Origin of the sequence: Labrys sp. LIt4 (assembly GCF_017813775.1) — a bacterium.
Lineage (GTDB): Bacteria > Pseudomonadota > Alphaproteobacteria > Rhizobiales > Labraceae > Labrys > Labrys okinawensis_A.
The window spans coordinates 441500-464246 of the sequence record NZ_JAGIPY010000002.1; the positions used below are offsets into that span (position 1 = coordinate 441500).

At 62.4% G+C, this 22747-nt stretch carries 34 protein-coding genes; 33 read left to right on the top strand and 1 reads right to left on the bottom strand.

The window, feature by feature from the left end:
* Window positions 1-387 precede the first annotated feature (387 nt).
* From rpsL to J8I29_RS05085, 33 genes are all read left to right on the top strand, one after another.
* Window positions 388-759 carry a 30S ribosomal protein S12 gene (gene rpsL, locus J8I29_RS04925; RefSeq protein ID WP_068299562.1) on the top strand — a complete coding sequence of 124 codons (372 nt, stop codon included), beginning with the start codon at window positions 388-390 and terminating at the stop codon, window positions 757-759.
* 14 nt (window positions 760-773) lie between these two features.
* On the top strand, window positions 774-1244 hold the full coding sequence (gene rpsG, locus J8I29_RS04930) for a 30S ribosomal protein S7 (protein ID WP_105865688.1): 471 nt from the start codon (window positions 774-776) through the stop codon (window positions 1242-1244).
* A gap of 28 nt (window positions 1245-1272) precedes the next feature.
* A complete protein-coding gene (gene fusA, locus J8I29_RS04935; protein WP_105865689.1) occupies window positions 1273-3348 on the top strand; it encodes an elongation factor G in 2076 nt (691 codons plus the stop codon).
* Between the two features lie 54 nt (window positions 3349-3402).
* Complete coding sequence (gene tuf / locus J8I29_RS04940; RefSeq protein ID WP_209430827.1) at window positions 3403-4593, top strand: elongation factor Tu; 1191 nt, start codon at window positions 3403-3405, stop codon at window positions 4591-4593.
* 69 nt (window positions 4594-4662) lie between these two features.
* Window positions 4663-4971: a 30S ribosomal protein S10 gene (gene rpsJ, locus J8I29_RS04945; protein ID WP_068292049.1), complete on the top strand. Its 309-nt coding sequence runs from the start codon at window positions 4663-4665 to the stop codon at window positions 4969-4971.
* A gap of 31 nt (window positions 4972-5002) precedes the next feature.
* Window positions 5003-5707, top strand: coding sequence for a 50S ribosomal protein L3 (gene rplC / locus J8I29_RS04950; RefSeq protein ID WP_105862621.1), 705 nt, complete (start codon window positions 5003-5005; stop codon window positions 5705-5707).
* Window positions 5708-5717: 10 nt separating this feature from the next.
* Complete coding sequence (gene rplD, locus J8I29_RS04955) at window positions 5718-6338, top strand: 50S ribosomal protein L4 (RefSeq protein ID WP_105862622.1); 621 nt, start codon at window positions 5718-5720, stop codon at window positions 6336-6338.
* Window positions 6335-6631 carry a 50S ribosomal protein L23 gene (locus J8I29_RS04960; protein ID WP_105862623.1) on the top strand — a complete coding sequence of 99 codons (297 nt, stop codon included), beginning with the start codon at window positions 6335-6337 and terminating at the stop codon, window positions 6629-6631. The genes rplD and J8I29_RS04960 overlap by 4 nt, the downstream gene beginning before the upstream one ends.
* Before the next feature lie 28 nt (window positions 6632-6659).
* The gene (gene rplB, locus J8I29_RS04965; RefSeq protein WP_105862624.1) at window positions 6660-7493 is read left to right on the top strand and encodes a 50S ribosomal protein L2; all 834 of its coding nucleotides are present in this window, start codon (window positions 6660-6662) and stop codon (window positions 7491-7493) included.
* An 11-nt stretch (window positions 7494-7504) separates the two neighbouring features.
* Complete coding sequence (gene rpsS / locus J8I29_RS04970; protein WP_068292063.1) at window positions 7505-7783, top strand: 30S ribosomal protein S19; 279 nt, start codon at window positions 7505-7507, stop codon at window positions 7781-7783.
* A 3-nt stretch (window positions 7784-7786) separates the two neighbouring features.
* Window positions 7787-8167 carry a 50S ribosomal protein L22 gene (rplV, locus tag J8I29_RS04975; protein WP_068292065.1) on the top strand — a complete coding sequence of 127 codons (381 nt, stop codon included), beginning with the start codon at window positions 7787-7789 and terminating at the stop codon, window positions 8165-8167.
* Between the two features lie 10 nt (window positions 8168-8177).
* A complete protein-coding gene (rpsC, locus tag J8I29_RS04980) occupies window positions 8178-8888 on the top strand; it encodes a 30S ribosomal protein S3 (RefSeq protein ID WP_105862625.1) in 711 nt (236 codons plus the stop codon).
* Between the two features lie 30 nt (window positions 8889-8918).
* A complete protein-coding gene (rplP, locus tag J8I29_RS04985; RefSeq protein ID WP_105862626.1) occupies window positions 8919-9332 on the top strand; it encodes a 50S ribosomal protein L16 in 414 nt (137 codons plus the stop codon).
* Window positions 9333-9342: 10 nt separating this feature from the next.
* Complete coding sequence (gene rpmC, locus J8I29_RS04990) at window positions 9343-9546, top strand: 50S ribosomal protein L29 (protein WP_068292078.1); 204 nt, start codon at window positions 9343-9345, stop codon at window positions 9544-9546.
* Between the two features lie 11 nt (window positions 9547-9557).
* The gene (rpsQ, locus tag J8I29_RS04995) at window positions 9558-9809 is read left to right on the top strand and encodes a 30S ribosomal protein S17 (protein WP_105862627.1); all 252 of its coding nucleotides are present in this window, start codon (window positions 9558-9560) and stop codon (window positions 9807-9809) included.
* A 336-nt stretch (window positions 9810-10145) separates the two neighbouring features.
* On the top strand, window positions 10146-10514 hold the full coding sequence (gene rplN / locus J8I29_RS05000) for a 50S ribosomal protein L14 (RefSeq protein WP_068292087.1): 369 nt from the start codon (window positions 10146-10148) through the stop codon (window positions 10512-10514).
* A 1-nt stretch (window position 10515) separates the two neighbouring features.
* A complete protein-coding gene (gene rplX / locus J8I29_RS05005) occupies window positions 10516-10833 on the top strand; it encodes a 50S ribosomal protein L24 (protein WP_105862628.1) in 318 nt (105 codons plus the stop codon).
* Window positions 10826-11413 (top strand): 50S ribosomal protein L5, encoded by a 588-nt coding sequence (gene rplE, locus J8I29_RS05010; protein WP_105862629.1) that lies wholly within the window; start codon window positions 10826-10828, stop codon window positions 11411-11413. The genes rplX and rplE overlap by 8 nt, the downstream gene beginning before the upstream one ends.
* 42 nt (window positions 11414-11455) lie before the next feature.
* The gene (gene rpsN, locus J8I29_RS05015) at window positions 11456-11761 is read left to right on the top strand and encodes a 30S ribosomal protein S14 (protein ID WP_068292095.1); all 306 of its coding nucleotides are present in this window, start codon (window positions 11456-11458) and stop codon (window positions 11759-11761) included.
* A 12-nt stretch (window positions 11762-11773) separates the two neighbouring features.
* Window positions 11774-12172, top strand: a complete 399-nt coding sequence (gene rpsH, locus J8I29_RS05020) for a 30S ribosomal protein S8 (RefSeq protein WP_105862630.1) — start codon at window positions 11774-11776, stop codon at window positions 12170-12172.
* A gap of 17 nt (window positions 12173-12189) precedes the next feature.
* Window positions 12190-12723 carry a 50S ribosomal protein L6 gene (gene rplF / locus J8I29_RS05025; RefSeq protein WP_105862631.1) on the top strand — a complete coding sequence of 178 codons (534 nt, stop codon included), beginning with the start codon at window positions 12190-12192 and terminating at the stop codon, window positions 12721-12723.
* A gap of 12 nt (window positions 12724-12735) precedes the next feature.
* Window positions 12736-13098, top strand: a complete 363-nt coding sequence (gene rplR / locus J8I29_RS05030; RefSeq protein ID WP_105862632.1) for a 50S ribosomal protein L18 — start codon at window positions 12736-12738, stop codon at window positions 13096-13098.
* Window positions 13099-13110: 12 nt separating this feature from the next.
* Entirely contained in the window at window positions 13111-13668 is a 558-nt protein-coding gene (gene rpsE / locus J8I29_RS05035) for a 30S ribosomal protein S5 (protein ID WP_105862633.1), read from the top strand.
* Between the two features lie 17 nt (window positions 13669-13685).
* Window positions 13686-13877, top strand: coding sequence for a 50S ribosomal protein L30 (rpmD, locus tag J8I29_RS05040; protein WP_105862634.1), 192 nt, complete (start codon window positions 13686-13688; stop codon window positions 13875-13877).
* A 12-nt stretch (window positions 13878-13889) separates the two neighbouring features.
* Complete coding sequence (gene rplO / locus J8I29_RS05045) at window positions 13890-14369, top strand: 50S ribosomal protein L15 (protein ID WP_105862635.1); 480 nt, start codon at window positions 13890-13892, stop codon at window positions 14367-14369.
* 76 nt (window positions 14370-14445) lie between these two features.
* A complete protein-coding gene (gene secY / locus J8I29_RS05050; RefSeq protein ID WP_105862636.1) occupies window positions 14446-15783 on the top strand; it encodes a preprotein translocase subunit SecY in 1338 nt (445 codons plus the stop codon).
* Window positions 15783-16373 (top strand): adenylate kinase, encoded by a 591-nt coding sequence (locus J8I29_RS05055; RefSeq protein ID WP_105862637.1) that lies wholly within the window; start codon window positions 15783-15785, stop codon window positions 16371-16373. The genes secY and J8I29_RS05055 overlap by 1 nt, the downstream gene beginning before the upstream one ends.
* 217 nt (window positions 16374-16590) lie before the next feature.
* Window positions 16591-16959: a 30S ribosomal protein S13 gene (gene rpsM, locus J8I29_RS05060; RefSeq protein WP_068292123.1), complete on the top strand. Its 369-nt coding sequence runs from the start codon at window positions 16591-16593 to the stop codon at window positions 16957-16959.
* A gap of 59 nt (window positions 16960-17018) precedes the next feature.
* Entirely contained in the window at window positions 17019-17411 is a 393-nt protein-coding gene (rpsK, locus tag J8I29_RS05065; protein ID WP_105862638.1) for a 30S ribosomal protein S11, read from the top strand.
* Window positions 17412-17478: 67 nt separating this feature from the next.
* Window positions 17479-18510 carry a DNA-directed RNA polymerase subunit alpha gene (locus J8I29_RS05070; protein ID WP_209430830.1) on the top strand — a complete coding sequence of 344 codons (1032 nt, stop codon included), beginning with the start codon at window positions 17479-17481 and terminating at the stop codon, window positions 18508-18510.
* A 39-nt stretch (window positions 18511-18549) separates the two neighbouring features.
* Window positions 18550-18966 carry a 50S ribosomal protein L17 gene (rplQ, locus tag J8I29_RS05075; RefSeq protein ID WP_105862639.1) on the top strand — a complete coding sequence of 139 codons (417 nt, stop codon included), beginning with the start codon at window positions 18550-18552 and terminating at the stop codon, window positions 18964-18966.
* Between the two features lie 222 nt (window positions 18967-19188).
* Complete coding sequence (locus tag J8I29_RS05080; protein WP_105862640.1) at window positions 19189-20583, top strand: Do family serine endopeptidase; 1395 nt, start codon at window positions 19189-19191, stop codon at window positions 20581-20583.
* Complete coding sequence (locus J8I29_RS05085; protein ID WP_105863204.1) at window positions 20583-21893, top strand: replication-associated recombination protein A; 1311 nt, start codon at window positions 20583-20585, stop codon at window positions 21891-21893. The genes J8I29_RS05080 and J8I29_RS05085 overlap by 1 nt, the downstream gene beginning before the upstream one ends.
* A gap of 75 nt (window positions 21894-21968) precedes the next feature.
* Here J8I29_RS05085 and J8I29_RS05090 read toward each other — a convergent pair whose 3' ends face one another.
* On the bottom strand, window positions 21969-22718 hold the full coding sequence (locus J8I29_RS05090) for a pyridoxamine 5'-phosphate oxidase family protein (protein WP_209430831.1): 750 nt from the start codon (window positions 22716-22718) through the stop codon (window positions 21969-21971).
* Between the last annotated feature and the right edge of the window lie 29 nt (window positions 22719-22747).

The window sequence follows — 22747 nt, forward strand, 5'->3', positions numbered from 1 at the left end:
CTCGAACCCGAAGCCATGCAAAACGGCAAAGGGGCTATGCAGAAGGTCCTATCGGCTCGAAAACCGCATCTATTGGCAATTTTGACACGCTTCGTGCTTGACGGGAGGCGAGTCGGCAGTTAAAGACCACCTCACTTTCAGGGCGGGCCGTAAGACGTATTGTTCCTGCAGTCGACGAGACGCGGAACTGAGTTCTTAAACGCTGCCTCCGGACTACCAGACACAGTTCCGGTCATGATCGTTGCGCCCCGCGTTGCGATCCTCTGTGGGTGTCGCGCTTGCATCCCCAAAAAGGGAAGCTGGCGCGGTTTCGTTTTGCGTGGATGCTCACGCAGGGCAAAGCAGTGCGTTCGTAAGGGCGTACTAATCGATGTTGAAGGGCGAACGATGCCAACCATTAGCCAGCTGATCCGCAAGCCGCGCGAACCGAAAGTGTATCGCGAGAAGGCGCGCCACCTGGAAGCATGCCCGCAGAAGCGCGGTGTGTGCACTCGCGTGTATACGACGACCCCGAAGAAGCCGAACTCGGCTTTGCGTAAGGTTGCCAAGGTGCGTCTCACCAATGGCTTCGAGGTCATCGGCTACATTCCCGGCGAAGGCCATAACCTTCAGGAGCATTCCGTGGTCATGATCCGCGGCGGCCGCGTGAAGGACTTGCCCGGCGTCCGCTATCACATTCTCCGCGGTGTCCTCGATACCCAGGGTGTCAAGAACCGTAAGCAGCGCCGTTCGAAGTACGGCGCGAAGCGTCCGAAGTAAGGGAAGATTTCACCATGTCCCGTCGCCATCGTGCAGAAAAGCGTGAGATCATTCCGGATCCGAAGTTCGGTGATCTCGTCGTGACCAAGTTCATGAATGCCATCATGTATGATGGCAAGAAGTCGGTTGCCGAAAAGATCGTCTACGACGCTTTCGACACCATTGAAGCCAAGGCCAAGCAGAGCCCGATCACGGTGTTCCAGGCGGCCTTGTCGAATGTCGCTCCGGCGATTGAGGTTCGTTCCCGCCGTGTCGGTGGTGCGACCTATCAGGTCCCGGTCGAAGTTCGTCCGGAGCGCCGCCAGGCTCTCGCCATCCGTTGGATCCTCAGCGCGGCTCGTAACCGCAACGAGAAGACCATGGAAGAGAAGCTGTCGGGCGAGCTGCTGGACGCCTCCAACAATCGCGGCAACGCCGTGAAGAAACGCGAAGACACGCACCGGATGGCCGAGGCCAACCGCGCCTTCTCGCATTACCGCTGGTAAGGCTGGAAGCAGGATCGAGGATCATACGATGGCCCGTACGCACGCGATCGAGGACTACCGCAACTTTGGTATTATGGCGCACATCGACGCCGGTAAGACCACGACGACCGAGCGGATCCTTTACTACACCGGCAAGTCCCACAAGATCGGCGAAGTCCATGACGGCGCCGCCACGATGGACTTCATGACCCAGGAGCAGGAACGCGGCATCACCATTACGTCCGCCGCGACGACCGCTTTCTGGCAGGGCAAGCGCCTGAACATCATCGACACTCCCGGCCACGTCGACTTCACCATCGAAGTCGAGCGTTCGCTGCGTGTGCTCGACGGTGCGGTGTGCGTGCTCGACTCGAACCAGGGCGTCGAACCCCAGACCGAGACCGTCTGGCGCCAGGGCGACAAGTACAAGGTCCCGCGCATCGTCTTCGCCAACAAGATGGATAAGACGGGCGCCGACTTCTACAAGTGCCTGGACGACATCGTGAAGCGCCTTGGCGCCAAGCCGATCGCCATTCAGCTGCCGATCGGTTCGGAGTCGAACTTCAAGGGCGTGATCGACCTCGTTCGCATGAAGGCCGTGATCTGGTCGGGTGAATCGCTGGGCGCCGAGTTCGATGCCAACCTTCCGATCCCGGAAGACATGGTCGAGAAGGCGAACGAATACCGCAACACGCTGATCGAAGCTGCTGTGGAACTCGATGACGACGCCCTCGCCGCCTTCTTCGACGGCCAGGAGCCGGACGAAGCGACGCTGAAGCGTCTCATCCGCAAGGCCGTCCTCACCGGCGCCTTCTACCCGGTGCTTGCTGGTTCCGCCTTCAAGAACAAGGGCGTGCAGACGCTTCTTGACGCGGTGGTTGACTATCTGCCGTCGCCGGTCGACGTGCCTGCCATCAAGGGCATCGATCCCAAGACCGAGGCGGAAGTCGAGCGCAAGTCCTCGGACTCCGAGCCGCTGTCGCTGCTCGGCTTCAAGATCATGGACGACCAGTATGGCGTCCTGACCTTCTGCCGCATCTATTCCGGCAAGCTCGAGAAGGGCATGTCCCTGCTCAACTCCAGCCGCGAGAAGAGCGAGCGTGTCGGCCGCATGGTGCTCATGCACGCCAACAATCGCGAGGAAATCTCGGAAGCCTATGCCGGTGACATCGTCGCCCTGGTCGGCCTCAAGGATACCCGCACCGGCGACACGCTGTGCGATCCCGCGCATCCGGTCATCCTGGAGCGCATGGAGTTCCCCGAGCCCGTCATCGAGATGGCGATCGAGCCCAAGACCAAGGGCGACCAGGAAAAGATGGCGCTTGCGCTGATCAAGCTCGCCTCGGAAGATCCGTCCTTCCGCGTGTCGACCGATCAGGAGTCCGGCCAGACCATCATCAAGGGCATGGGCGAACTTCATCTCGACATCAAGGTCGACATCCTGCGTCGCACCCATAAGGTCGAGGTCAATGTCGGCGCGCCGCAGGTGGCCTTCCGCGAGAAGATCACCAAGCAGGCCGAAATCGACTACACCCACAAGAAGCAGACCGGTGGTACCGGCCAGTTCGCCCGCGTCAAGTTCATCGTCGAGCCGAACGAAGCCGGCAAGGGCTTCGAGTTCGAATCGAAGATCATCGGCGGCGCGGTGCCGAAGGAATATATCCCCGGCGTCGAAAAGGGCCTCCAGTCGGTTCTGGGTGCGGGCATCGTTGCCGGCTTCCCGGTCGTCGACGTCAAGGTCACGCTGATCGACGGTGCCTTCCACGAAGTCGACTCGTCGGCGCTCGCCTTCGAAATCGCCTCGCGTGCGGCCTTCCGTGAAGCCCTTCAGAAGGGCGGTTCGGTTCTGCTCGAGCCGATCATGAAGGTCGAGGTCGTGACTCCGGAAGAATATACCGGCTCGGTCATCGGCGATCTCAACTCCCGGCGTGGACAGATCCAGGGCCAGGACATGCGCGGCAACGCGAATGTCGTGAACGCCATGGTTCCGCTCATGAATATGTTCGGCTACGTCAACCAGCTGCGCTCCTTCACCCAGGGCCGCGCCAGCTACACGATGCAGTTCGATCATTACGAACAGGCGCCGTCCAACGTCGCTGCTGAAATCCAGGCGAAATACGCCTGATCCCTTTGATTTGAGTTTCATCCGCCGTTTCGGCGACAGGTGAAGGAGGCCCCGATGGCCAAAGAGAAATTTGAACGCACGAAGCCGCACTGCAACATCGGCACGATTGGTCACGTTGACCATGGCAAGACGTCGCTGACGGCAGCGATCACGAAGGTTCTAGCCGAGACGGGCGGTGCGACGTTCACGGCGTATGACCAGATCGACAAGGCTCCGGAAGAGAAGGCTCGTGGCATCACGATCTCGACGGCGCATGTGGAGTACGAGACGAAGAACCGTCACTATGCGCATGTGGACTGCCCCGGCCACGCCGACTATGTGAAGAACATGATCACGGGCGCGGCGCAGATGGACGGCGCGATCCTGGTTGTTTCGGCGGCTGACGGCCCGATGCCGCAGACGCGCGAGCACATCCTTCTGGCGCGCCAGGTCGGCGTTCCGGCGCTGGTGGTGTTCCTGAACAAGGTCGACATGGTCGACGATCCGGAGCTTCTGGAGCTGGTCGAGCTGGAGGTTCGCGAGCTTCTGTCGAAGTACGAGTTCCCTGGCGACGACATTCCGATCACCAAGGGTTCTGCGCTGATGGCGCTGGAGAACAAGTCTCCGGAGATCGGCCATGACGCGATCCTGAAGCTGATGCAGACGGTTGACGAGTACATCCCGCAGCCTGAGCGTCCGATCGACCAGCCGTTCCTGATGCCGGTTGAAGACGTGTTCTCGATCTCGGGCCGCGGCACGGTGGTGACCGGCCGTGTCGAGCGCGGCATCGTCAAGGTTGGCGAGGAAGTCGAGATCGTGGGCATCCGCGCCACGCAGAAGACGACCGTGACGGGCGTTGAGATGTTCCGCAAGCTTCTGGACCAGGGCCAGGCCGGCGACAACATCGGCGCGCTGCTGCGCGGCACCAAGCGCGAGGACGTGGAGCGCGGCCAGGTGCTGTGCAAGCCGGGTTCGGTGAAGCCGCACACCAAGTTCAAGGCCGAAGCCTACATCCTGACCAAGGAAGAGGGTGGCCGTCATACGCCGTTCTTCGGCAACTACCGTCCGCAGTTCTACTTCCGCACGACGGACGTGACGGGCGTGGTGACGCTGCCGGAAGGCACGGAGATGGTGATGCCGGGCGACAACATCGCCATGACGGTGAACCTGATCGTGCCGATCGCCATGGAAGAGAAGCTGCGCTTCGCCATCCGTGAAGGCGGTCGTACCGTCGGCGCCGGCGTCGTCGCCGCCATCATCGAATAAGAGCTTTCCAAAGCGCGTCCTTCAGGCGCGCCGTCCTTCGGCGCGCCATTTCATTTCGGAGTCAGGGCAATGAACGGCCAGAACATCCGCATCCGTCTCAAGGCGTTCGACCATCGTATTCTCGACACGTCGACCCGCGAGATCGTTTCGACGGCCAAGCGCACTGGCGCCGCCGTCCGCGGACCGATCCCGCTGCCAACGCGGATCGAAAAATACACGGTGAACCGCTCGCCGCACGTGGACAAGAAATCGCGTGAGCAATTCGAGATGCGCACCCATAAGCGCCTGCTCGACATCGTAGACCCCACCCCGCAGACCGTGGACGCGCTCATGAAGCTCGACCTCGCCGCAGGCGTGGACGTCGAGATCAAGCTCTGATCAGGCTCCTCTAGGCTTAGGAACGAACGCCATGCGTTCTGGTGTCATTGCACAGAAGATCGGCATGAGCCGCGTCTATAACGACGCTGGCGAGCATGTCCCGGTCACGGTTCTCCGTCTCGACGATTGCCAGGTCGTCGCTCACAGGACCAACGATAAGAACGGCTATACCGCGCTTCAGCTCGGTGCCGGCCTCGCCAAGGTCAAGAACACGACCAAGGCGCAGCGCGGCCACTTCGCTGTAGCCAATGTGGAGCCCAAGCGTAAGGTCGTCGAATTCCGCGTGCCGGAAGCCGACCTCATTCCGGTTGGCGCGACGATCACCGCGGACCACTTCGTCCCCGGCCAGTTCGTCGATGTCACCGGCACGTCGATCGGCAAGGGTTTTGCCGGTTCGATGAAGCGCTGGAACTTCGGCGGCCACCGCGCCAGCCATGGTAACTCGATCACGCATCGTGCCCATGGTTCGACCGGTCAGCGCCAGGATCCGGGCAAGACGTTCGCCGGCAAGAAGATGGCGGGTCACATGGGTGACGAGCGCATCACCACCTTGAACCTCAAGGTCGTGCGCACCGACGTCGAGCGCGGCCTGATCCTGGTCGAGGGTGCCGTTCCCGGCGCCAAGGGCGGCTGGATCCTGGTGCGCGACGCCGTGAAGAAGCAGCTGCCGGAAGCAGCGCCGAAGCCCGGCGCGTTCCGCTTGCCCGAAGCTGCTGCTGCAGCGGCCGGCGAGTGAGGAGGAGCCGATGAAACTCGCAATTACCACTCTCGAAGGCTCCGAAGCCGGTTCGGTCACGCTGTCTGACGAGATCTTCGGTCTCGAGCCGCGCGCCGACATCCTGCAGCGCGTCGTGCGCTGGCAGCTGGCCAAGCGCCAGGCCGGTACGCACAAGACGCTGGGCCGGTCCGAAATCAACCGGACCAAGAAGAAGCTGTACAAGCAGAAGGGCACCGGTGGTGCTCGTCACGGTGCAGCCTCGGCTCCGCAGTTCCGTGGCGGTGGCCGCGCCTTCGGCCCGGTCGTGCGTTCCCATGCGCATGACCTGCCCAAGAAGGTCCGCGCCCTCGGCCTCAAGCATGCGCTTTCGTCCAAGGCGAAGACGCAGCAGCTGATCATCGTCGACAAGGCGGTCGCTGAAGCGATCAAGACCAAGGCACTGAAGGAAACCTTCGGCAAGCGGGGTCTGGCCAACGTGCTGATCATCGACGGCGCCGAACTCGACCAGAACTTCGCACTGGCCGCCCGCAACATCCCGAACGTGGATGTGCTGCCGGTCCAGGGCATCAACGTCTACGACATTCTCCGCCGTGACAGCCTCGTGCTGACCAAGGCGGCTGTCGATGCGCTGGAGGCGCGCTTCAAATGAGCACCGATGTCAGGCATTACGACGTGATCGTGTCGCCGGTGATCACCGAGAAGGCGACCGCTCAGTCGGAACATAACCAGGTGGTGTTCCGGGTTGCTCCGGATGCGACCAAGCCGCAGATCAAGGCCGCCGTCGAAAAGCTGTTCAACGTCAAGGTGACGGGCGTCAACACGCTCGTTCGCAAGGGCAAGACCAAGCGTTTCAAGGGCATTCTGGGCACTCAGAGCGATGTCAAGCGTGCGATCGTGACTCTGGCCGAAGGCCACACGATCGACGTGACGACAGGCCTCTGAGGCGCGGGCCGGAAAGGGAGAGAGACCAATGGCTCTCAGGAAATACAAGCCGGTTACGCCGGGCCTGCGCCAGCTCGTGCTGGTCGACCGTTCCGCCCTGTACAAGGGCGCTCCGGTCAAGACCTTGACCGAAGGCCTGACCAAGTCGGGTGGCCGCAACAACACGGGCCGCATTACCTCGTTCCGCAAGTCGGGCGGGCACAAGCGCGCCTACCGCATCATCGACTTCAAGCGCCGCAAGCTCGATGTCGAAGGTACGGTCGAGCGGATCGAGTACGATCCCAACCGCACGGCGTTCATCGCGCTCATCGACTATACCGACGGCGACAAGGCCTATATCCTGGCTCCGCAGCGTCTGGCTGTCGGCGACAAGGTGATCGCGGCCGCTTCGGCCGACGTGAAGCCGGGCAACGCCATGCCGATGTCGGCGATGCCGGTGGGCACCATCGTCCACAATGTCGAGCTCAAGCTCGGCCGTGGCGGATCGGTCGCCCGTTCCGCCGGCAGCTACGCCCAGATCGCCGGCCGCGATGGCGCTTATGTCATCCTGCGCCTGAACTCGGGCGAGCAGCGCTTGGTTCTGTCGAGCTGCTTTGCCACGGTGGGCGCGGTGTCGAACCCGGACCACATGAACATCTCGCTCGGTAAAGCGGGTCGTTCGCGCTGGCTCGGCATCAAGCCGTCCGTCCGCGGTGTCGCCATGAACCCGATCGACCATCCCCATGGTGGCGGCGAAGGCCGTACCTCGGGTGGCCGTCACCCTGTCACGCCTTGGGGCAAGCCGACCAAGGGCAAGAAGACGCGTTCGAACAAGGCGACGAACAAGTTCATCGTCTCGTCCCGTCACGCTAAGAAGAAGTAAGGAGACCACCCGTGTCCCGCTCAGTCTGGAAAGGCCCGTTTGTCGACGGGTACCTCCTGAAAAAGGCGGATGCCGCGCGCGGCTCCGGCCGCAGCGAGGTCATCAAGACCTGGAGCCGTCGCTCCACCATTCTGCCGCACTTCATCGGCGTGACTTTTGGCGTCTACAACGGCCAGAAGCATGTCCCGGTGCAGGTGACCGAAGACATGGTCGGCATGAAGCTCGGCGAGTTTGCTCCGACCCGGACCTTCTATGGTCACGCGGCGGACAAGAAGTCGAAGAGGAAGTAAGTCATGGGCAAGCCGAAGTCCGAACGGGCCCTGCCTGACAATGAAGCGAAGGCGGTAGCGCGCATGCTGCGCGTTTCGCCGCAGAAGCTCAATCTCGTCGCGTCTCTGATCCGCGGCAAGAAGGTGGACTCGGCTCTGGCCGACCTGACCTTCTCGCGCAAGCGCATCGCCACCGACGTGAAGAAGACGCTGCAGAGCGCCATTGCCAATGCCGAAAACAATCATGGCCTCGACGTCGACGATCTGATCGTCTCCGAAGCCTATGTCGGCAAGGCTTTCGTCATCAAGCGTTTCCATGCCCGCGCCCGCGGCCGGGCAGGGCGCATCGAGAAGCCCTTCTCCAACCTGACGGTCGTCGTCCGCCAGGTCGAAGCCAAGGCGTAAGGAGCAAGCGATGGGACAGAAAGTTAATCCGATCGGCCTGCGTCTGGGCATCAACCGGACCTGGGATTCCCGCTGGTTCGCCAACAAGGGCGAATATGGCAAGCTGCTGCACGAGGACATTGCGATCCGCCAGGCGCTGATGAAGCTGCTGAAGCAGGCTGCCGTGTCGCGCATCGTCATCGAGCGTCCGCACAAGAAGTGCCGCGTCACGATCTACTCGGCTCGTCCGGGCATCGTGATCGGCAAGAAGGGCGCCGACATCGACAAGCTGAAGAAGGCCGTGTCGAAGCTCACCTCTTCGGAAGTGCACATCAACATCGTCGAAGTGCGCAAGCCGGAAGTGGATTCGACCCTGGTTGCCGATTCGATTGCCCAGCAGCTCGAGCGCCGCGTGGCGTTCCGCCGTGCCATGAAGCGGGCCGTTCAGTCGGCCATGCGTCTGGGTGCGGAAGGCATTCGTATCAATTGCTCGGGCCGTCTGGGTGGCGCCGAAATCGCTCGTCTGGAGTGGTATCGCGAAGGTCGCGTGCCGCTGCACACGCTGCGCGCCGATGTCGATTACGGCACGGCTACGGCTTACACCACCTTCGGTACGTGCGGCATCAAGGTCTGGATCTTCAAGGGTGAAATCCTCGAGCACGATCCGATGGCCCAGGACAAGCGCCTGGCGGAGGCCGACAGCGGCCGTTCGTCTTCGCGCCCCCGTAACGAAGCTGCGTGAGCGGCTCGCGGGAGTTGAGAGAATAGAACCATGTTGCAACCCAAGCGCACCAAATTCCGTAAGCAGTTCAAGGGCCGCATTCACGGTGTGGCCTCCTCGGGCGCGCTCCTGAACTTCGGCCAGTTCGGCCTCAAGGCCCTGGAGCCCGAGCGTATCACTGCCCGCCAGATCGAAGCAGCGCGTCGTGCGATCACCCGCGAAATGAAGCGTCAGGGTCGCGTGTGGATCCGCATCTTCCCGGATGTGCCGGTTTCGGCAAAGCCCGCGGAAGTGCGCATGGGCTCCGGCAAGGGCGCGCCCGACCATTGGGTCGCGCGCGTCAAGCCGGGCCGCATCATGTTCGAGCTGGACGGTGTGAGCGAAGAAATCGCTCGCTCCGCCCTGACGCTCGGCGCCGCCAAGCTGCCGGTCAAGACCCGCGTCATCCAGCGCATCGCTGAGTGAGGAAAACACCATGAAGATCCAAGACATCAAGGTGCTGTCCGACGACCAGCTTGCCGATGAACTCGCCAAGCAGAAGAAGTCGCAGTTCAACATGCGCTTCCAGAAGGCCACGGGTCAGCTCGAAAACACGGCCGAGGTGCGCAAGGTTCGCCGCACCATCGCCAAGATCAAGACGGTTCAGAGCCAGAAGGCCGCGACCAAAGCCAAGGCTTGAGGAGATAATTCATGCCCAAGCGCGTCCTGCAAGGCGTCGTCGTCTCTGACAAGAACGACAAGACGATTGTGGTGAAGGTGGAGCGCCGCTTCACCCATCCGCTGCTGAAGAAGACGGTGCGTCGCACCAAGAACTACCATGCTCATGATGAGAGCAACGGCCATAAGGTCGGTGACGTCGTGTGGATCGAAGAGGGTCGCCCGATGTCCAAGCTGAAGCGCTGGGTCGTCGTCGACCAGGCGGCGGAAGCAGCCAAGGCCTGATCGTCTGGCAGGGCAGGGGGCGTTTCAGCGCCTTCGTGCCGACACGGTAAAAATAAAAGCCGGCGGAAGCCGGCTTTGTGCTTGTGGTCGACCGAAGGAATCGCTAGAAGACCGGCTTTCCTGGAGCGTCGGCGAAAGGGGTGGAGGTCTCCACCGCCTTGGCCGCGCTTTCGTGCTTGTTAGTGATTTGCCTGCCGCAAGGCTGGCGAAGTGGGTTCAAAACCGAGCAGGTGGCGAGCTTCACGGCGGTTGGGTTTCGATCCTGCTGCCAAACCCGAGGTTGGGCCGGGTCCGCTGCGAGCGGATACCAGCCTGCGAAGAATAAGAGGGTACGTCATGATTCAGATGCAATCGAATCTCGACGTCGCGGACAATTCTGGTGCCCGACGCGTGATGTGCATCAAGGTTTTGGGCGGCTCGAAGCGGAAATATGCTTCCGTCGGCGACGTTATCGTCGTTTCGATCAAGGAAGCCATTCCGCGCGGGCGCGTCAAGAAGGGTGATGTGATGAAGGCCGTGGTCGTGCGTACGGCCAAGGACATCCGTCGTCCCGACGGTTCCGTGATCCGCTTCGACCGCAATGCGGCCGTGCTGATCAACAATCAGAAAGAGCCGATCGGCACCCGCATCTTCGGGCCGGTTCCGCGCGAGCTGCGCGCCAAGAACCACATGAAGATCATCTCTCTGGCTCCGGAGGTGTTGTAACATGGCCGCCAAGATCAAGAAGGGCGACAAGGTCGTCGTCATGACCGGCCGTTCCAAGGGGCGTGTCGGTGAAGTGATCCAGGTGTTCCCGGAAGAAAACCGCGCGATCATCCGCGGTGTGAACATCGTCCGTCGCCATCAGCGCCAGACGGCGAGCCAGGAAGGCGGCGTGATCTCGAAGGAAGCGCCGATCCACCTGTCGAACGTCGCCATTGCCGATCCCAAGGATGGCAAGCCGACCCGTGTCGGTTTCAAGGTTCTCGATGGCGGCAAGAAGGTTCGCGTCGCCAAGCGTTCGGGAGAGCAGATCGATGGCTAAGTCCCCAGCCACCGCCGAGACCGCGAATGGCGATGCCTATTCGCCGCGTCTGAAGGCCTATTACAATGACGTGGTTCGTCCCGAACTGATCAAGCAGTTCGGCTACAAGAACCCGATGGAAGTTCCCTCGATCTCCAAGATCGTGCTGAACATGGGCGTGGGCGAAGCCACCGCCGACACCAAGAAGGTCACCGTTGCGGCCGCCGATCTCGCTTTGATCGCGGGTCAGAAGCCGGTGATCACGCGGGCTCGCAAGGCGATCTCGCAGTTCAAGGTGCGCGAGAACATGCCGATCGGCGCGAAGGTCACCCTTCGCAAGACCCGCATGTATGAGTTCTTCGATCGCCTGGTGACGATCGCGCTGCCGCGCGTCCGTGACTTCCGTGGCCTGAACCCGAAGAGCTTCGATGGCCGTGGCAATTATGCCATGGGCTTCAAGGAGCACATCGTGTTCCCCGAGATCAACTACGACAAGGTCGATCAAGTCTGGGGTATGGACATCGTCGTCTGCACCACAGCCAAGACCGATGAAGAAGCGCGTGCGCTTCTGAAGTTGATGAACTTCCCCTTCCGGCAGTGAGGCGGTTGATCCGCCCTCAAACGCGGAACGTTGGAGACCTACATGGCTAAGAAAAGTTCGATTGAGAAGAACAAGCGTCGCGAGAAGCTCGCCAAGCAGTATGCTGGCCGGCGCTCCCGCTTGAAGGCCATCGCCAACGATGAATCGTTGTCGATGGAAGAGCGCTTCACCGCTCGTCTGAAGCTCTCGGAACTGCCGCGCAACTCCGCCAAGGAGCGCGTGCGCAACCGTTGCGAAGTGACCGGCCGTCCGCGCGCCGTTTACCGCAAGCTGAAGATGTCGCGTATTGCTTTGCGCGAACTCGGTTCCAAGGGGCTGGTTCCCGGCCTCGTGAAGTCGAGCTGGTGAGGAGATATCGTCATGGCGATCAATGATCCTGTCGGCGATATGCTGACCCGTATCCGTAACGCGCAGATGCGCCGTAAGACCAGCGTGACCACGCCCGGTTCCGGCCAGCGCGCTCGCGTTCTCGATGTGCTGCAGGCGGAAGGCTATATCCGCAACTACACCGTTACCGATTTCGGCAACGGCCGCAGCGAATTCGAGATCGAGTTGAAATATTATGATGGCGCACCGGTGATCCGCGAGATCGCCCGCGTCTCGAAGCCCGGCCGCCGCGTCTACGTGTCCGTCAAGGATATTCCGCGCGTCGCCAACGGACTGGGCGTATCCATCGTTTCGACCCCGCGTGGTGTCATGGCCGATCATCAGGCTCGTGAATCCAATGTCGGCGGCGAAGTGATCTGCACCGTATTCTGAGCCGGGGGAGAGTTAGAATGTCTCGTATCGGTAAGAAGCCGGTTGCCGTTCCTGCTGGCGTCACTGCCAGCCTGGATGGCCAGACCGTCAAGGCCAAGGGCCCCAAGGGCGAATTGTTCTTCACCATCCCCGACCTCATCTCGGTCGAGTTCAAGGACGGTGCGTTCAAGGTCGACCCGAAGGACGATTCCAAGCTCGCGCGCTCCCAGTGGGGCATGTCGCGCACCATGGTGTCCAACATCCTGGTGGGCGTCACGCAGGGCTTCGAGAAGCGTCTCGAAATCAACGGCGTCGGCTACAAGGCCGCCGTTGCCGGCAAGGTCGTCAAGCTGTCGCTCGGCTATTCGCACGACGTCGATTATCCGATTCCGGAAGGCATCACCGTGGTGACGCCCAAGCCGACGGAAATCGTCGTGTCGGGTATCGACAAGCAGAAGGTCGGCCAGGTCGCGGCTGAGATCCGCGAATATCGCGGCCCCGAACCCTATAAGGGCAAGGGCGTCAAGTATGCTGGCGAATTCATCTTCCGCAAGGAAGGCAAGAAGAAGTAACGGAGCCAATCCATGGCAAATGCAAGGCAAGCTCTTGAGCGCCGCAAGGCGCGTGTCCGCCGGCAGCTGCGCTCGGTGGCGAACGGACGGCCGCGCCTCTCGGTTTTCCGCTCTTCCAAGCACATCTACGCTCAGGTCATCGACGATGCGAACGGCAATACGCTGGTTTCCGCATCGACCCTCGAAAAGGACCTGCGCGGCAGCTTGAAGACGGGCGCCGACATCGAGGCCGCGAAGGTAATCGGCAAGCTCCTTGGCGAGCGTGCGATTGCCAAGGGCGTCAAGGACGTCTTTTTCGATCGCGGCGGCTACATCTTCCATGGGCGCGTCAAGGCGCTCGCTGATGCGGCCCGCGAAAGCGGCCTCAACTTCTAAGGAACGGATTCTATGGCTCGTGAACGTGAACGTGATCGTCAGCGCGAAGAGCGCGACAGCGAGTTCGTGGACCGCCTCGTCCACATCAACCGCGTTGCCAAGGTGGTGAAGGGCGGCAAGCGCTTCGGTTTTGCGGCGCTCGTCGTCGTCGGTGACCAGAAGGGCCGCGTCGGCTATGGCCATGGCAAGGCTCGCGAAGTGCCGGAAGCCATCCGCAAGGCGACCGATCAGGCCAAGCGTGGCCTGGTGCGGGTGTCGCTGCGCGAAGGTCGTACCCTGCATCATGACGTCAATGGCCGTCATGGCGCCGGCAAGGTCGTCCTGCGCGCCGCTCCGGCCGGTACCGGCATCATCGCCGGCGGCCCGATGCGCGCCGTGTTCGAATCGCTCGGCATGCATGACGTCGTCGCCAAGTCGCTGGGGTCTTCCAACCCCTACAACCTGGTGCGCGCCACTTTCGACGCCCTGAAGCATGAGGACAGCCCGCGTTCGGTCGCGGCGCGCCGCAGCCTCAAGGTGTCGCAGATCCAGAGCAGGCGTCAGGGTATCGACGCCGAGTCGACGGACTGATCGGAGAGGGATGAGCGATGGCTAAAACCAAGACCGTCACGGTCGAGCAGATCGGTAGCCCGATCCGCCGGACCGCGGACCAGCGCGCGACCCTCGTCGGCCTGGGCCTTAACAAGATCCGCCGCAAGAGCACGCTGGAAGATACGCCGGCCGTGCGCGGCATGATTGCCAAGCTCGGCCACCTCGTCCGCGTGGTCGAGGCCGAGTAAGGAGACGCGACGATGAAACTCAACGATCTTCGCGACAATCAGGGCGCTACCAAGGCCCGTATCCGCGTCGGACGCGGTATCGGTTCTGGTAAGGGCAAGACCGGCGGCCGTGGCGTCAAGGGTCAGACCTCGCGTACCGGTGTCGCCATCAAGGGCTTCGAAGGTGGTCAGATGCCGTTGCATCGCCGCCTGCCGAAGCGTGGCTTCAACAACATCTTCGCCCTGGACTTCGCCGAGGTGAACCTCGACCGCATCCAGGTCGCCATTGACGCCGGCAAGCTCGACGCCAAGGCCCCGGTGACCGCCGAGGCTCTGGTTGAGGCCGGTGTGATCCGCCGCGCCCTCGATGGCGTGCGCCTGCTCGGCCGCGGCGAGATCAAGGCCAAGCTCGCCTTCGAGGTCGCCGGTGCGACCAAGAGCGCCGTGGCCGCGGTCGAAAAGGCCGGCGGTTCCGTCAAGGTGCTGAAGGCTGTGGCAAAGGCCGAAGCCTGATCCTATATGAAAGTGGCCCGCCTCGTCTGGCGGGCCGCACCTTTTTTGGCGCGCTTTCGACACGGCGGAGCACCACATGGCATCGGCGGCCGAGCAGCTTGCTGCGAGCATCAACTGGAGTTCGTTCTCCAAGGCTGACGAACTCAAAAAGCGTATCTGGTTTACGCTCGGCGCGTTGGTCATCTACCGGCTTGGTACCTATATTCCGCTACCCGGAATCAATCCCGAAGCCTATCAGACGGCCTTCAACGGCCAGGCCGGCGGTATTCTCGGCCTCTTCAACATGTTCTCGGGCGGCGCCGTTTCGCGCATGGCGATCTTCGCGCTCGCGATCATGCCCTACATTTCCGCCTCGATCATCATCCAGCTGCTGACCACCGTCGTGCCGCAGCTCGAGGCCCTCAAGAAGGAGGGCGAGGCCGGCCGCAAGATCATGAACCAGTATACGCGCTACCTCACGGTGGTGCTGGCGACCGCGCAGGCCTGGGGCATCGCCATCGGCCTGGAGGGCGGGCAGGGGATCGTGCTCGCGCCGGGGCTGTTCTTCAAGATCTCGACCACGATCACGCTGGTCGGCGGCACCATGTTCCTGCTGTGGCTGGGCGAGCAGATCACCTCGCGCGGCATCGGCAACGGAACCTCGCTGATCATCCAGGCCGGTATCGTCGCCGAGTTCCCGGCGCATCTGGGCCAGATGCTCGATCTGGCGCGTACGGGCGGCATGTCGCCGGTGACACTGCTGGTCTCGGTCGTGGTTGCCGTCGCCGTGGTGCTGGCCATCGTGTTCTTCGAGCGCGCGCAGCGCCGCCTCCTGATCCAATATCCCAAGCGCCAGGTCGGCAACCGGCTCTATGAAGGCCAGTCGTCGCATCTTCCTTTGAAGCTGAACACCTCGGGCGTGATCCCGCCGATCTTCGCCTCGTCGCTGCTGCTGCTGCCGACCACCGCGGCCGCTTTCGTGGCGCAGGGCAATCCGAATTCCTGGCTTGCCAATGTCGCGATCTATCTCAATCACGGCAAGCCGCTGTTCATGGTGCTCTACGCGCTGCTGATCGTGTTCTTCTGCTTCTTCTACACGGCGATCGTGTTCAATCCGACCGAGACGGCCGACAACCTCAAGAAGCATGGCGGCTTCATTCCGGGCATCCGTCCGGGGGAGAACACCGCCAAGTTCATCGACTATGTGCTCACGCGCATCACCGTGGTCGGTGCGGTCTACATCGCCCTGGTTTGCATGGTCCCGGAAATTCAGAATTATATGGTGCCTTCGATTCCCTTCGTGCTGGGCGGTACATCGCTGCTCATCACCGTGAGCGTCTCGATGGACACGCTGGCCCAGATTCATGGCCATCTGCTTGCTCATCAGTATGAAGGGCTGGTACGCAAGACCAAGCTGAAGGGGAGCCGTCGCTGATGAAGCTCATTCTGCTGGGTCCGCCGGGGGCGGGCAAGGGAACCCAGGCCGTGAGGCTGTCGGAGAAGCATGGCATTCCGCAGCTCTCGACGGGCGACATGCTGCGTGCGGCCGTGCAGGCCGGTACGCCGGTCGGGCTGAAGGCCAAGGCAGTGATGGATTCGGGCGGGCTGGTTTCGGACGACATCGTCGTCGGCATCGTCGCCGATCGCATCGAGGAAAAGGATGCCGCCAACGGCTTCATCCTCGACGGTTTTCCGCGCACCGTGGCGCAGGCTTCGGCCCTCGACCGCATGTTGTCGGAGAAGGGCTTGCGACTCGACGCCGTGATCGAGTTTGTGGTCGACGAGTCCGTGCTGCTGTCGCGCATCGAAAAGCGCGCCGCCGACACCGTCGCCCGCGGCGAGAAGGTGCGGCCGGACGACAATGCGGAAGCTTTCAAGACCCGTCTTGAAGCCTATCGCGCCCAGACGGCACCCCTGTCTGACTATTATCGCAAGAGCGGCGATCTTCGCCCGATTGACGCGATGAAATCGATCGACGAGGTCACTCGTGAGATCGACACCACACTGGCGGCGGTCTCGGTCTGATTCGCCGCCGGCATACGCCGTGAGGCGATATGCATGAAGTTTGTCTTTACGAGTTGACGTCTTCGCAGAGAATCTCTAGAAGACGCCTCTCACGTCAAAGACGCGCGGGTCGATCGCTCGGTCAGAGCGAACGGCTCGTTTTTGCGCTGCCGGTTCGCCGGCGATGATTGAACTGATATTCGGCCTCATGCCGGATCAAAGATTTGGAGACCGGAACGTGGCCCGCATCGCTGGTGTCAACATTCCCACTGCCAAGCGTGTCGAGATCGCGCTGCAATATATCCACGGCATTGGCCCCGCCAAAGCCAAGGAGATCGTTGCCAAGGTCGGCATTGCGCCTGAGCGCCGTGTCCACCAGCTGTCGGACCAGGAAGTCCTGCAGATCCGCGAAACCATCGACCGCGATTACATCGTGGAAGGTGATCTTCGTCGCGACGTTGCGATGAACATCAAGCGTCTGATGGATCTGGGCTGCTATCGCGGTCTGCGCCATCGTCGCAGCTTGCCCGTCCGTGGCCAGCGCACGCATACCAATGCCCGCACCCGCAAGGGCAAGGCGAAGCCGATCGCCGGCAAGAAGAAGTAATTCGTTTTCATTCTATCCCGAGCGCCTGGTACCACGGGCGCGCTTGAAGGATCCATACTATGGCAAAAGAAGCCACTGGTCGCGTTCGTCGTCGCGAGCGCAAGAACATCGTTTCTGGCGTTGCTCACGTCAATTCGAGCTTCAACAACACCATGATCACCATCACCGACGCCCAGGGCAACACGATTGCCTGGTCTTCGTCGGGCACGATGGGTTTCAAGGGCTCGCGTAAGTCGACCCCCTATGCTGCGCAGATGGCCGCTGAAGACGCCGGCCGTAAGGCCAGCGAGCATGGCATGCGCACGCTGGAAGTTGAAGTTTCCGGTCCGGGTTCCGGTCGTGAATCGGCTCTGCGCGCCTTGCAGGCGTCGGGCTTCACGATCACGTCGATCCGCGACGTGACGCCAATTCCGCATAATGGTTGCCGCCCGCGCAAGCGTCGTCGCGTCTAATTCCGCGATTTGAGATGGCCCGGCCGCTATCCGAGCGTGCCGGGTTTGTTGGCCGCACCGAGACCGATTGAAGGGTGTCGTCGTGATTCAGAAGAACTGGCAGGAACTTATCAAGCCCCAAAAGCTCGAAGTGACTCCGGGAGAAGATCCGAAGAGCCAGGCAACTGCCGTTGCCGAGCCGCTGGAGCGTGGCTTTGGCGTGACTTTGGGCAATGCGCTGCGCCGTGTCTTGTTGTCGTCCCTGCAGGGTGCGGCCGTGACCTCGGTGCATATCGATGGCGTGTTGCACGAGTTCTCGTCGATCCCCGGCGTGCGCGAGGACGTGACCGATATCGTCCTCAACATCAAGGAAATCGCCGTCAAGATGGCGGCGGAAGGCCCCAAGCGGATCGTGCTGAAGAAGCAGGGTCCCGGACAGGTCTTCGCTGGCGACATCCAGACCACCGGCGACATCCAGATCCTCAATCCCGAGCACGTGCTGTGCACGCTGGACGAGGGCGCTGAGATCCGCATGGAGTTCACGGTCAACACCGGCAAGGGCTATGTGGCGGCTGACCGCAACCGGCCCGAGGATGCCCCGATCGGTCTCATTCCGGTCGACAGCCTCTATTCGCCAGTGAAGAAGGTGGCTTTCAAGGTGGAGAACACCCGTGAAGGCCAGATCCTCGACTATGACAAGCTGACGCTGACGGTCGAGACCAATGGCTCGATCACCCCGGAAGACGCGCTGGCCTTCGCGGCCCGCATCATCCAGGACCAGCTGGAAGTCTTCGTCAACTTCGAGGAGCCGAAGAAGGAATCCGAGGCCCCGGCCATTCCGGAGCTCGCCTTCAACCCGGCGCTGCTCAAGAAGGTGGACGAGCTGGAATTGTCGGTCCGTTCGGCGAACTGCCTGAAGAACGACAACATCGTCTATATCGGCGATCTGATTCAGAAGACCGAAGCCGAAATGCTCCGTACGCCGAACTTCGGCCGCAAGTCCTTGAACGAGATCAAGGAAGTGCTGGCTCAGATGGGTCTTCATCTGGGCATGGAAGTGCCGGGCTGGCCGCCGGAGAACATCGAAGAGCTCGCCAAGCGCTTCGAAGAACATTATTGATCTGGCGCATCGCGCTGCCAAACTTGAAGGAACAGGGCAATGCGTCACGGCAAGGCTCACCGCAAATTCAACCGTACCGCCGAACACCGCAAGGCGATGTTCGAGAACATGGCGGCCTCGCTCATCAAGCATGAGCAGATCGTCACCACGCTTCCCAAGGCCAAGGACCTGCGTCCGATCGTCGAGAAGCTGGTCACCCTCGGCAAGCGTGGCGACCTGCATGCCCGCCGCCAGGCCATTGCGACGCTCCAGGACGAGACCATCGTCAAGAAGCTCTTCGACGTGCTGGCGACTCGTTACAAGGACCGCCAGGGTGGCTACACCCGCGTGCTGAAGGCCGGCTTCCGCCATGGCGACTCCGCACCGATCGGCGTGATCGAGTTCGTCGATCGTGACGTCTCCGCCAAGGGCCAGGACTCCGGCCCGGTCGCCGAGGAGCAGGCCGAGGCGGCCTGATCGTCTGAAGGCGAATGAACATTCGAAAGGGCGGTGCGCAAGCGCCGCCCTTTTTGCTTTGGGCGCGGACGTCCGGTCCGCTCTGTTATGTCGGGCATCATTTCCAAGAGCGGACTGGAAGTCGGCGCTTCCAAAGACCACATTTGCACCATTGGCTTCGCGCCTGATCTGGTCCAGAAGGGTCTGCGAGGCCGACAACGCCGTTCCATTCGGAGTCCATTCATGCGTCGACTGTCCTATGCCGCCTTCGTGCTCCTTGCCGGCCTCCTGCCGGCGCAGGCCCAGGAAAGCGCCGTTCCTGAAAGCGCGGCGCAGGTGAAGCTGTCCTTCGCCCCGGTGGTCAAGAGCGTGACTGCGGCCGTGGTCAACGTCTATGCCCAGCATGTCGAGAAGGCGCAGACCAATCCGATGTTCAACGATCCCTTCTTCCGCCAGTTCTTCGGCGGCGGAGCGGCACCGCGCGAACGGGTGGAGCGTTCGCTCGGCTCGGGAGTGATCGTCGCCAAGGACGGCATGATCGTCACCAACTATCACGTCATCGCCAATGCCACGCAGGTCCGTGTCGCCCTGTCCGACAAGCGCGAATACGATGCCGACATCATCCTCAAGGACCAGCGCGCCGATCTTGCCGTACTCCGCCTCAAGGGCGTGAAGGGCGAGCTTGCCACGCTCGATTTCGCCGATTCCGACAAGGTGCAGGTGGGCGATCTCGTGCTGGCCGTCGGCGATCCCTTCGGCGTCGGGCAGACGGTGACCTCCGGCATCGTATCGGCGCTGGCGCGCAGCCAGGTCGGCCAGTCGGACTTCCAGTCCTTCATCCAGACCGACGCTGCCATCAATCCGGGCAATTCCGGCGGAGCCCTGGTCGATCTCAACGGCAAGCTGGTGGGCATCAACACGGCGATCGTGTCGCGCTCGGGCGGCAATATCGGCATCGGCTTCGCCATTCCCGCTGCCATGGTTAAGGTGGTGGTGGCATCGGCCCAGGCCGGTTCCGATCGCGTCCTGCGTCCGTGGATCGGCGCCAGCCTGCAGAGCGTTTCATCCGAGATCGCCGAGTCGCTGTCGATGGAGCGGCCGGCCGGTGCCCTGGTGACCGAGGTCGCCAAGAATGGGCCTGCGGCCGAAGGCGGCCTGCAGACGGGTGATGTCGTCCTGGCCGTCGACGGCGTCGCGGTTTCCGACCCTGACGAATTCGGCTATCGCTTCGCCACCAAGCCCCTGGGCGGTGAAGCGCAACTCGAGGTCCTGCGCAAGGGCGAGCGCGTCAAGGTTTCCGTCAAGCTTGCCCCCGCGCCCGAGAGCACGCCACGCGACGAGACGGTGCTGCAGGGACGCTCGCCGCTCAGCGGCGCCACGGTTGCCAATCTTTCCCCGGCCATGGCCGAGACTCTCGGCATGCCGCTCGACACCAATGGCGTGGTGATCACCAATGTCGAGGACGACAGCGCCGCTGCCAATTTTGGCTTTCAGAAAAAGGATGTGATCCAGGTCATCAACGGCCAGAAGGTCGACGATACCAAGGCGCTCGACGCCCTGGTGCAGGAGCCGCGCCGCCTGTGGCGCATCACCATCCTCAGGGATGGTCAGCAAATCTCGACGATCCTGGGGGGATGATGTCGGATCTGTTTTCTGCAGCGGGATTGGAGAAGGAGGCGCCACGGCCGCTCGCGGACAGGATGCGCCCCAAGCACCTCTCCGAGGTGGCCGGACAGGATCATCTCGTCGGCCCCGAGGGCGCGCTGACGCGCCTGCTCGCCTCGGGCTCGGTCGGCAGCCTGATCTTCTGGGGCCCGCCCGGCACCGGCAAGACCACGGTGGCGCGCCTGCTGGCCGGTGAGACCGATCTTGCCTTCGAGCAGATTTCCGCGATCTTCACCGGCGTCGCCGATCTGAAGAAGGTGTTCGAGGCGGCACGCGCACGGCGCATGATGGGGCGGGGCACGCTGCTTTTCGTCGACGAGATCCATCGCTTCAACCGGGCGCAGCAGGATGGCTTCCTGCCGGTGATGGAAGACGGCACCGTGACGCTGGTGGGTGCCACCACCGAAAACCCTTCCTTCGAGCTCAACGCGGCCTTGCTGTCACGCGCCCGCGTGATGGTGTTCAATGCCCTGGACGAAGCGGCGATCCTGCGTCTTCTCGCCCATGCCGAGGACGTTGAGGGCAAGAAGTTGCCTCTCGACGAGGAGGCGAGGGCGGCGCTGGTGCGCATGGCCGACGGCGACGGCCGCGCCAGCCTGACCCTGGCCGAGGAAGCCTGGCGCGCGGCCAAGCCCGGCGAGGTCTTCACGGCGGCCAAGCTGCAGCAGGTGCTGCAACGCCGGGCACCGATCTACGACAAGTCGGCGGATGGCCACTACAACCTGATCTCGGCCCTGCACAAATCGGTGCGCGGCTCCGATCCCGACGCGGCGCTCTATTATCTCGCCCGCATGTTCGATGCTGGCGAGGATCCGCTGTTCATCGCGCGTCGGGTGGTGCGCATGGCGGTGGAGGATATCGGGCTCGCCGATCCGCAGGCCCTGGTGGTCGCCAATGCCGCCAAGGACGCCTATGACTTCCTCGGCAGCCCGGAGGGCGAGCTCGCCATCGCCCAGGCGGTGATCTATGTGGCGACGGCGCCGAAGTCGAACGCGGCCTATAATGCCTACAAGGCGGCGATGCGCCTTGCCAAGGAGGGGGGCTCGCTGATGCCGCCCAAGATCATCCTCAACGCGCCGACCAAGCTGATGCAGGCCGAGAGCTATGGCCAGGGCTATCGCTACGACCATGACGAGCCCGAAGCTTTCTCGGGCCAGAACTACTTTCCTGATGCCCTGGGACGCCGCCAGTTCTACACGCCGGTCGAGCGTGGCTTCGAGCGCGAGATCCGCAAGCGCCTGGAGTATTGGGACAAGATCCGGCGCGAGCGGGGCGGGGGGTAACCTTCCTGGGACTGCAGGCCTCTCGCCTTAAGCCAGCCGCCTATAGGCGAGACGCCTGCGATCTCCGGTCGGCGCTCAGTCTGCCAATTCGGCTACTTCCTCTTCACCTTCATAGAGCTCCTGGGCCTCGAGCAAGGCTTCATCGAGACGCCGCCCGGCGCGATAGCCCGCCAGGCCTGCCGTCTTTCCCATGCCCGGTAGCAGGCGCGGGCAGGGTTCTGCTGTGCCGATCACCGTCTGGACCGGAATGACGCCGGCCCAGACCGGCTGGCCGTAATCCTCCTCGTCGTCGCCGACGCCGGCGGCGCGCACCTTGGCCGAGGCCTCCTCGATGCGCATGCCGATCACCATGGTTGCCTTGGATTCCTGCGCATGCGTCCGGCGCAGTTCCACCGCACGGCCGGGATAGAAGCGGTCGACCACGCCGAGCAGGGCCTTCGCCTTTTCATCCGGATCGTCGATGATGCGGGCGGTGCCGAAACAGATCGCCGAGCGATAATTGGCCGAATGATTGAAGCCGCTGCGCGCCAGCACCAAACCGTCGAGATGCGAGACCGTCAGGCAGACCGGCGTGCCGCCCTTGAGGTTGCGCAGCATGCGGCTGGCCGAGGAACCGTGCCAATAGAGCCAGTCGCCCTCACGCCAATGGATGGTGGGCGTGCAGTAGGGCTGGCCGTCGATGACATAGGCGACATGGCACATGAAACCGGCATCGAGCACGGCATAGACAGCCTCATGGTCATAATGGCCGCGGTCGTGCCGCCGCCTCAATCGGTTGCGGCCGGTGACGGCGAAACGCTCCGGCGTTGCTTCCTGCTCTTTCATGGTGCCTTGCTTTCAACGATGAACATGCG

Excerpts from the sequence above, each read along its gene's own strand:
- rpmD (WP_105862634.1), top strand. The coding sequence starts at position 13,686 with ATGGCTAAAACCAAGACCGTCACGGTCGAGCAGATCGGTAGCCCGATC.
- rplQ (WP_105862639.1), top strand. The coding sequence starts at position 18,550 with ATGCGTCACGGCAAGGCTCACCGCAAATTCAACCGTACCGCCGAACAC.
- rpsQ (WP_105862627.1), top strand. The coding sequence starts at position 9,558 with ATGCCCAAGCGCGTCCTGCAAGGCGTCGTCGTCTCTGACAAGAACGAC.
- fusA (WP_105865689.1), top strand. The coding sequence starts at position 1,273 with ATGGCCCGTACGCACGCGATCGAGGACTACCGCAACTTTGGTATTATG.
- rplC (WP_105862621.1), top strand. The coding sequence starts at position 5,003 with ATGCGTTCTGGTGTCATTGCACAGAAGATCGGCATGAGCCGCGTCTAT.
- rplF (WP_105862631.1), top strand. The coding sequence starts at position 12,190 with ATGTCTCGTATCGGTAAGAAGCCGGTTGCCGTTCCTGCTGGCGTCACT.
- rplO (WP_105862635.1), top strand. The coding sequence starts at position 13,890 with ATGAAACTCAACGATCTTCGCGACAATCAGGGCGCTACCAAGGCCCGT.
- rplE (WP_105862629.1), top strand. The coding sequence starts at position 10,826 with ATGGCTAAGTCCCCAGCCACCGCCGAGACCGCGAATGGCGATGCCTAT.
- rplN (WP_068292087.1), top strand. The coding sequence starts at position 10,146 with ATGATTCAGATGCAATCGAATCTCGACGTCGCGGACAATTCTGGTGCC.
- rplV (WP_068292065.1), top strand. The coding sequence starts at position 7,787 with ATGGGCAAGCCGAAGTCCGAACGGGCCCTGCCTGACAATGAAGCGAAG.
- rplX (WP_105862628.1), top strand. The coding sequence starts at position 10,516 with ATGGCCGCCAAGATCAAGAAGGGCGACAAGGTCGTCGTCATGACCGGC.
- tuf (WP_209430827.1), top strand. The coding sequence starts at position 3,403 with ATGGCCAAAGAGAAATTTGAACGCACGAAGCCGCACTGCAACATCGGC.
- J8I29_RS04960 (WP_105862623.1), top strand. The coding sequence starts at position 6,335 with ATGAGCACCGATGTCAGGCATTACGACGTGATCGTGTCGCCGGTGATC.
- rpsE (WP_105862633.1), top strand. The coding sequence starts at position 13,111 with ATGGCTCGTGAACGTGAACGTGATCGTCAGCGCGAAGAGCGCGACAGC.
- rpmC (WP_068292078.1), top strand. The coding sequence starts at position 9,343 with ATGAAGATCCAAGACATCAAGGTGCTGTCCGACGACCAGCTTGCCGAT.
- rpsN (WP_068292095.1), top strand. The coding sequence starts at position 11,456 with ATGGCTAAGAAAAGTTCGATTGAGAAGAACAAGCGTCGCGAGAAGCTC.
- J8I29_RS05090 (WP_209430831.1), bottom strand. The coding sequence starts at position 22,718 with ATGAAAGAGCAGGAAGCAACGCCGGAGCGTTTCGCCGTCACCGGCCGC.
- rplR (WP_105862632.1), top strand. The coding sequence starts at position 12,736 with ATGGCAAATGCAAGGCAAGCTCTTGAGCGCCGCAAGGCGCGTGTCCGC.
- J8I29_RS05055 (WP_105862637.1), top strand. The coding sequence starts at position 15,783 with ATGAAGCTCATTCTGCTGGGTCCGCCGGGGGCGGGCAAGGGAACCCAG.
- J8I29_RS05080 (WP_105862640.1), top strand. The coding sequence starts at position 19,189 with ATGCGTCGACTGTCCTATGCCGCCTTCGTGCTCCTTGCCGGCCTCCTG.
- rpsK (WP_105862638.1), top strand. The coding sequence starts at position 17,019 with ATGGCAAAAGAAGCCACTGGTCGCGTTCGTCGTCGCGAGCGCAAGAAC.
- J8I29_RS05085 (WP_105863204.1), top strand. The coding sequence starts at position 20,583 with ATGTCGGATCTGTTTTCTGCAGCGGGATTGGAGAAGGAGGCGCCACGG.
- rplD (WP_105862622.1), top strand. The coding sequence starts at position 5,718 with ATGAAACTCGCAATTACCACTCTCGAAGGCTCCGAAGCCGGTTCGGTC.
- rpsL (WP_068299562.1), top strand. The coding sequence starts at position 388 with ATGCCAACCATTAGCCAGCTGATCCGCAAGCCGCGCGAACCGAAAGTG.
- rpsC (WP_105862625.1), top strand. The coding sequence starts at position 8,178 with ATGGGACAGAAAGTTAATCCGATCGGCCTGCGTCTGGGCATCAACCGG.
- rpsH (WP_105862630.1), top strand. The coding sequence starts at position 11,774 with ATGGCGATCAATGATCCTGTCGGCGATATGCTGACCCGTATCCGTAAC.
- secY (WP_105862636.1), top strand. The coding sequence starts at position 14,446 with ATGGCATCGGCGGCCGAGCAGCTTGCTGCGAGCATCAACTGGAGTTCG.
- rpsJ (WP_068292049.1), top strand. The coding sequence starts at position 4,663 with ATGAACGGCCAGAACATCCGCATCCGTCTCAAGGCGTTCGACCATCGT.
- rplB (WP_105862624.1), top strand. The coding sequence starts at position 6,660 with ATGGCTCTCAGGAAATACAAGCCGGTTACGCCGGGCCTGCGCCAGCTC.
- rpsG (WP_105865688.1), top strand. The coding sequence starts at position 774 with ATGTCCCGTCGCCATCGTGCAGAAAAGCGTGAGATCATTCCGGATCCG.
- rplP (WP_105862626.1), top strand. The coding sequence starts at position 8,919 with ATGTTGCAACCCAAGCGCACCAAATTCCGTAAGCAGTTCAAGGGCCGC.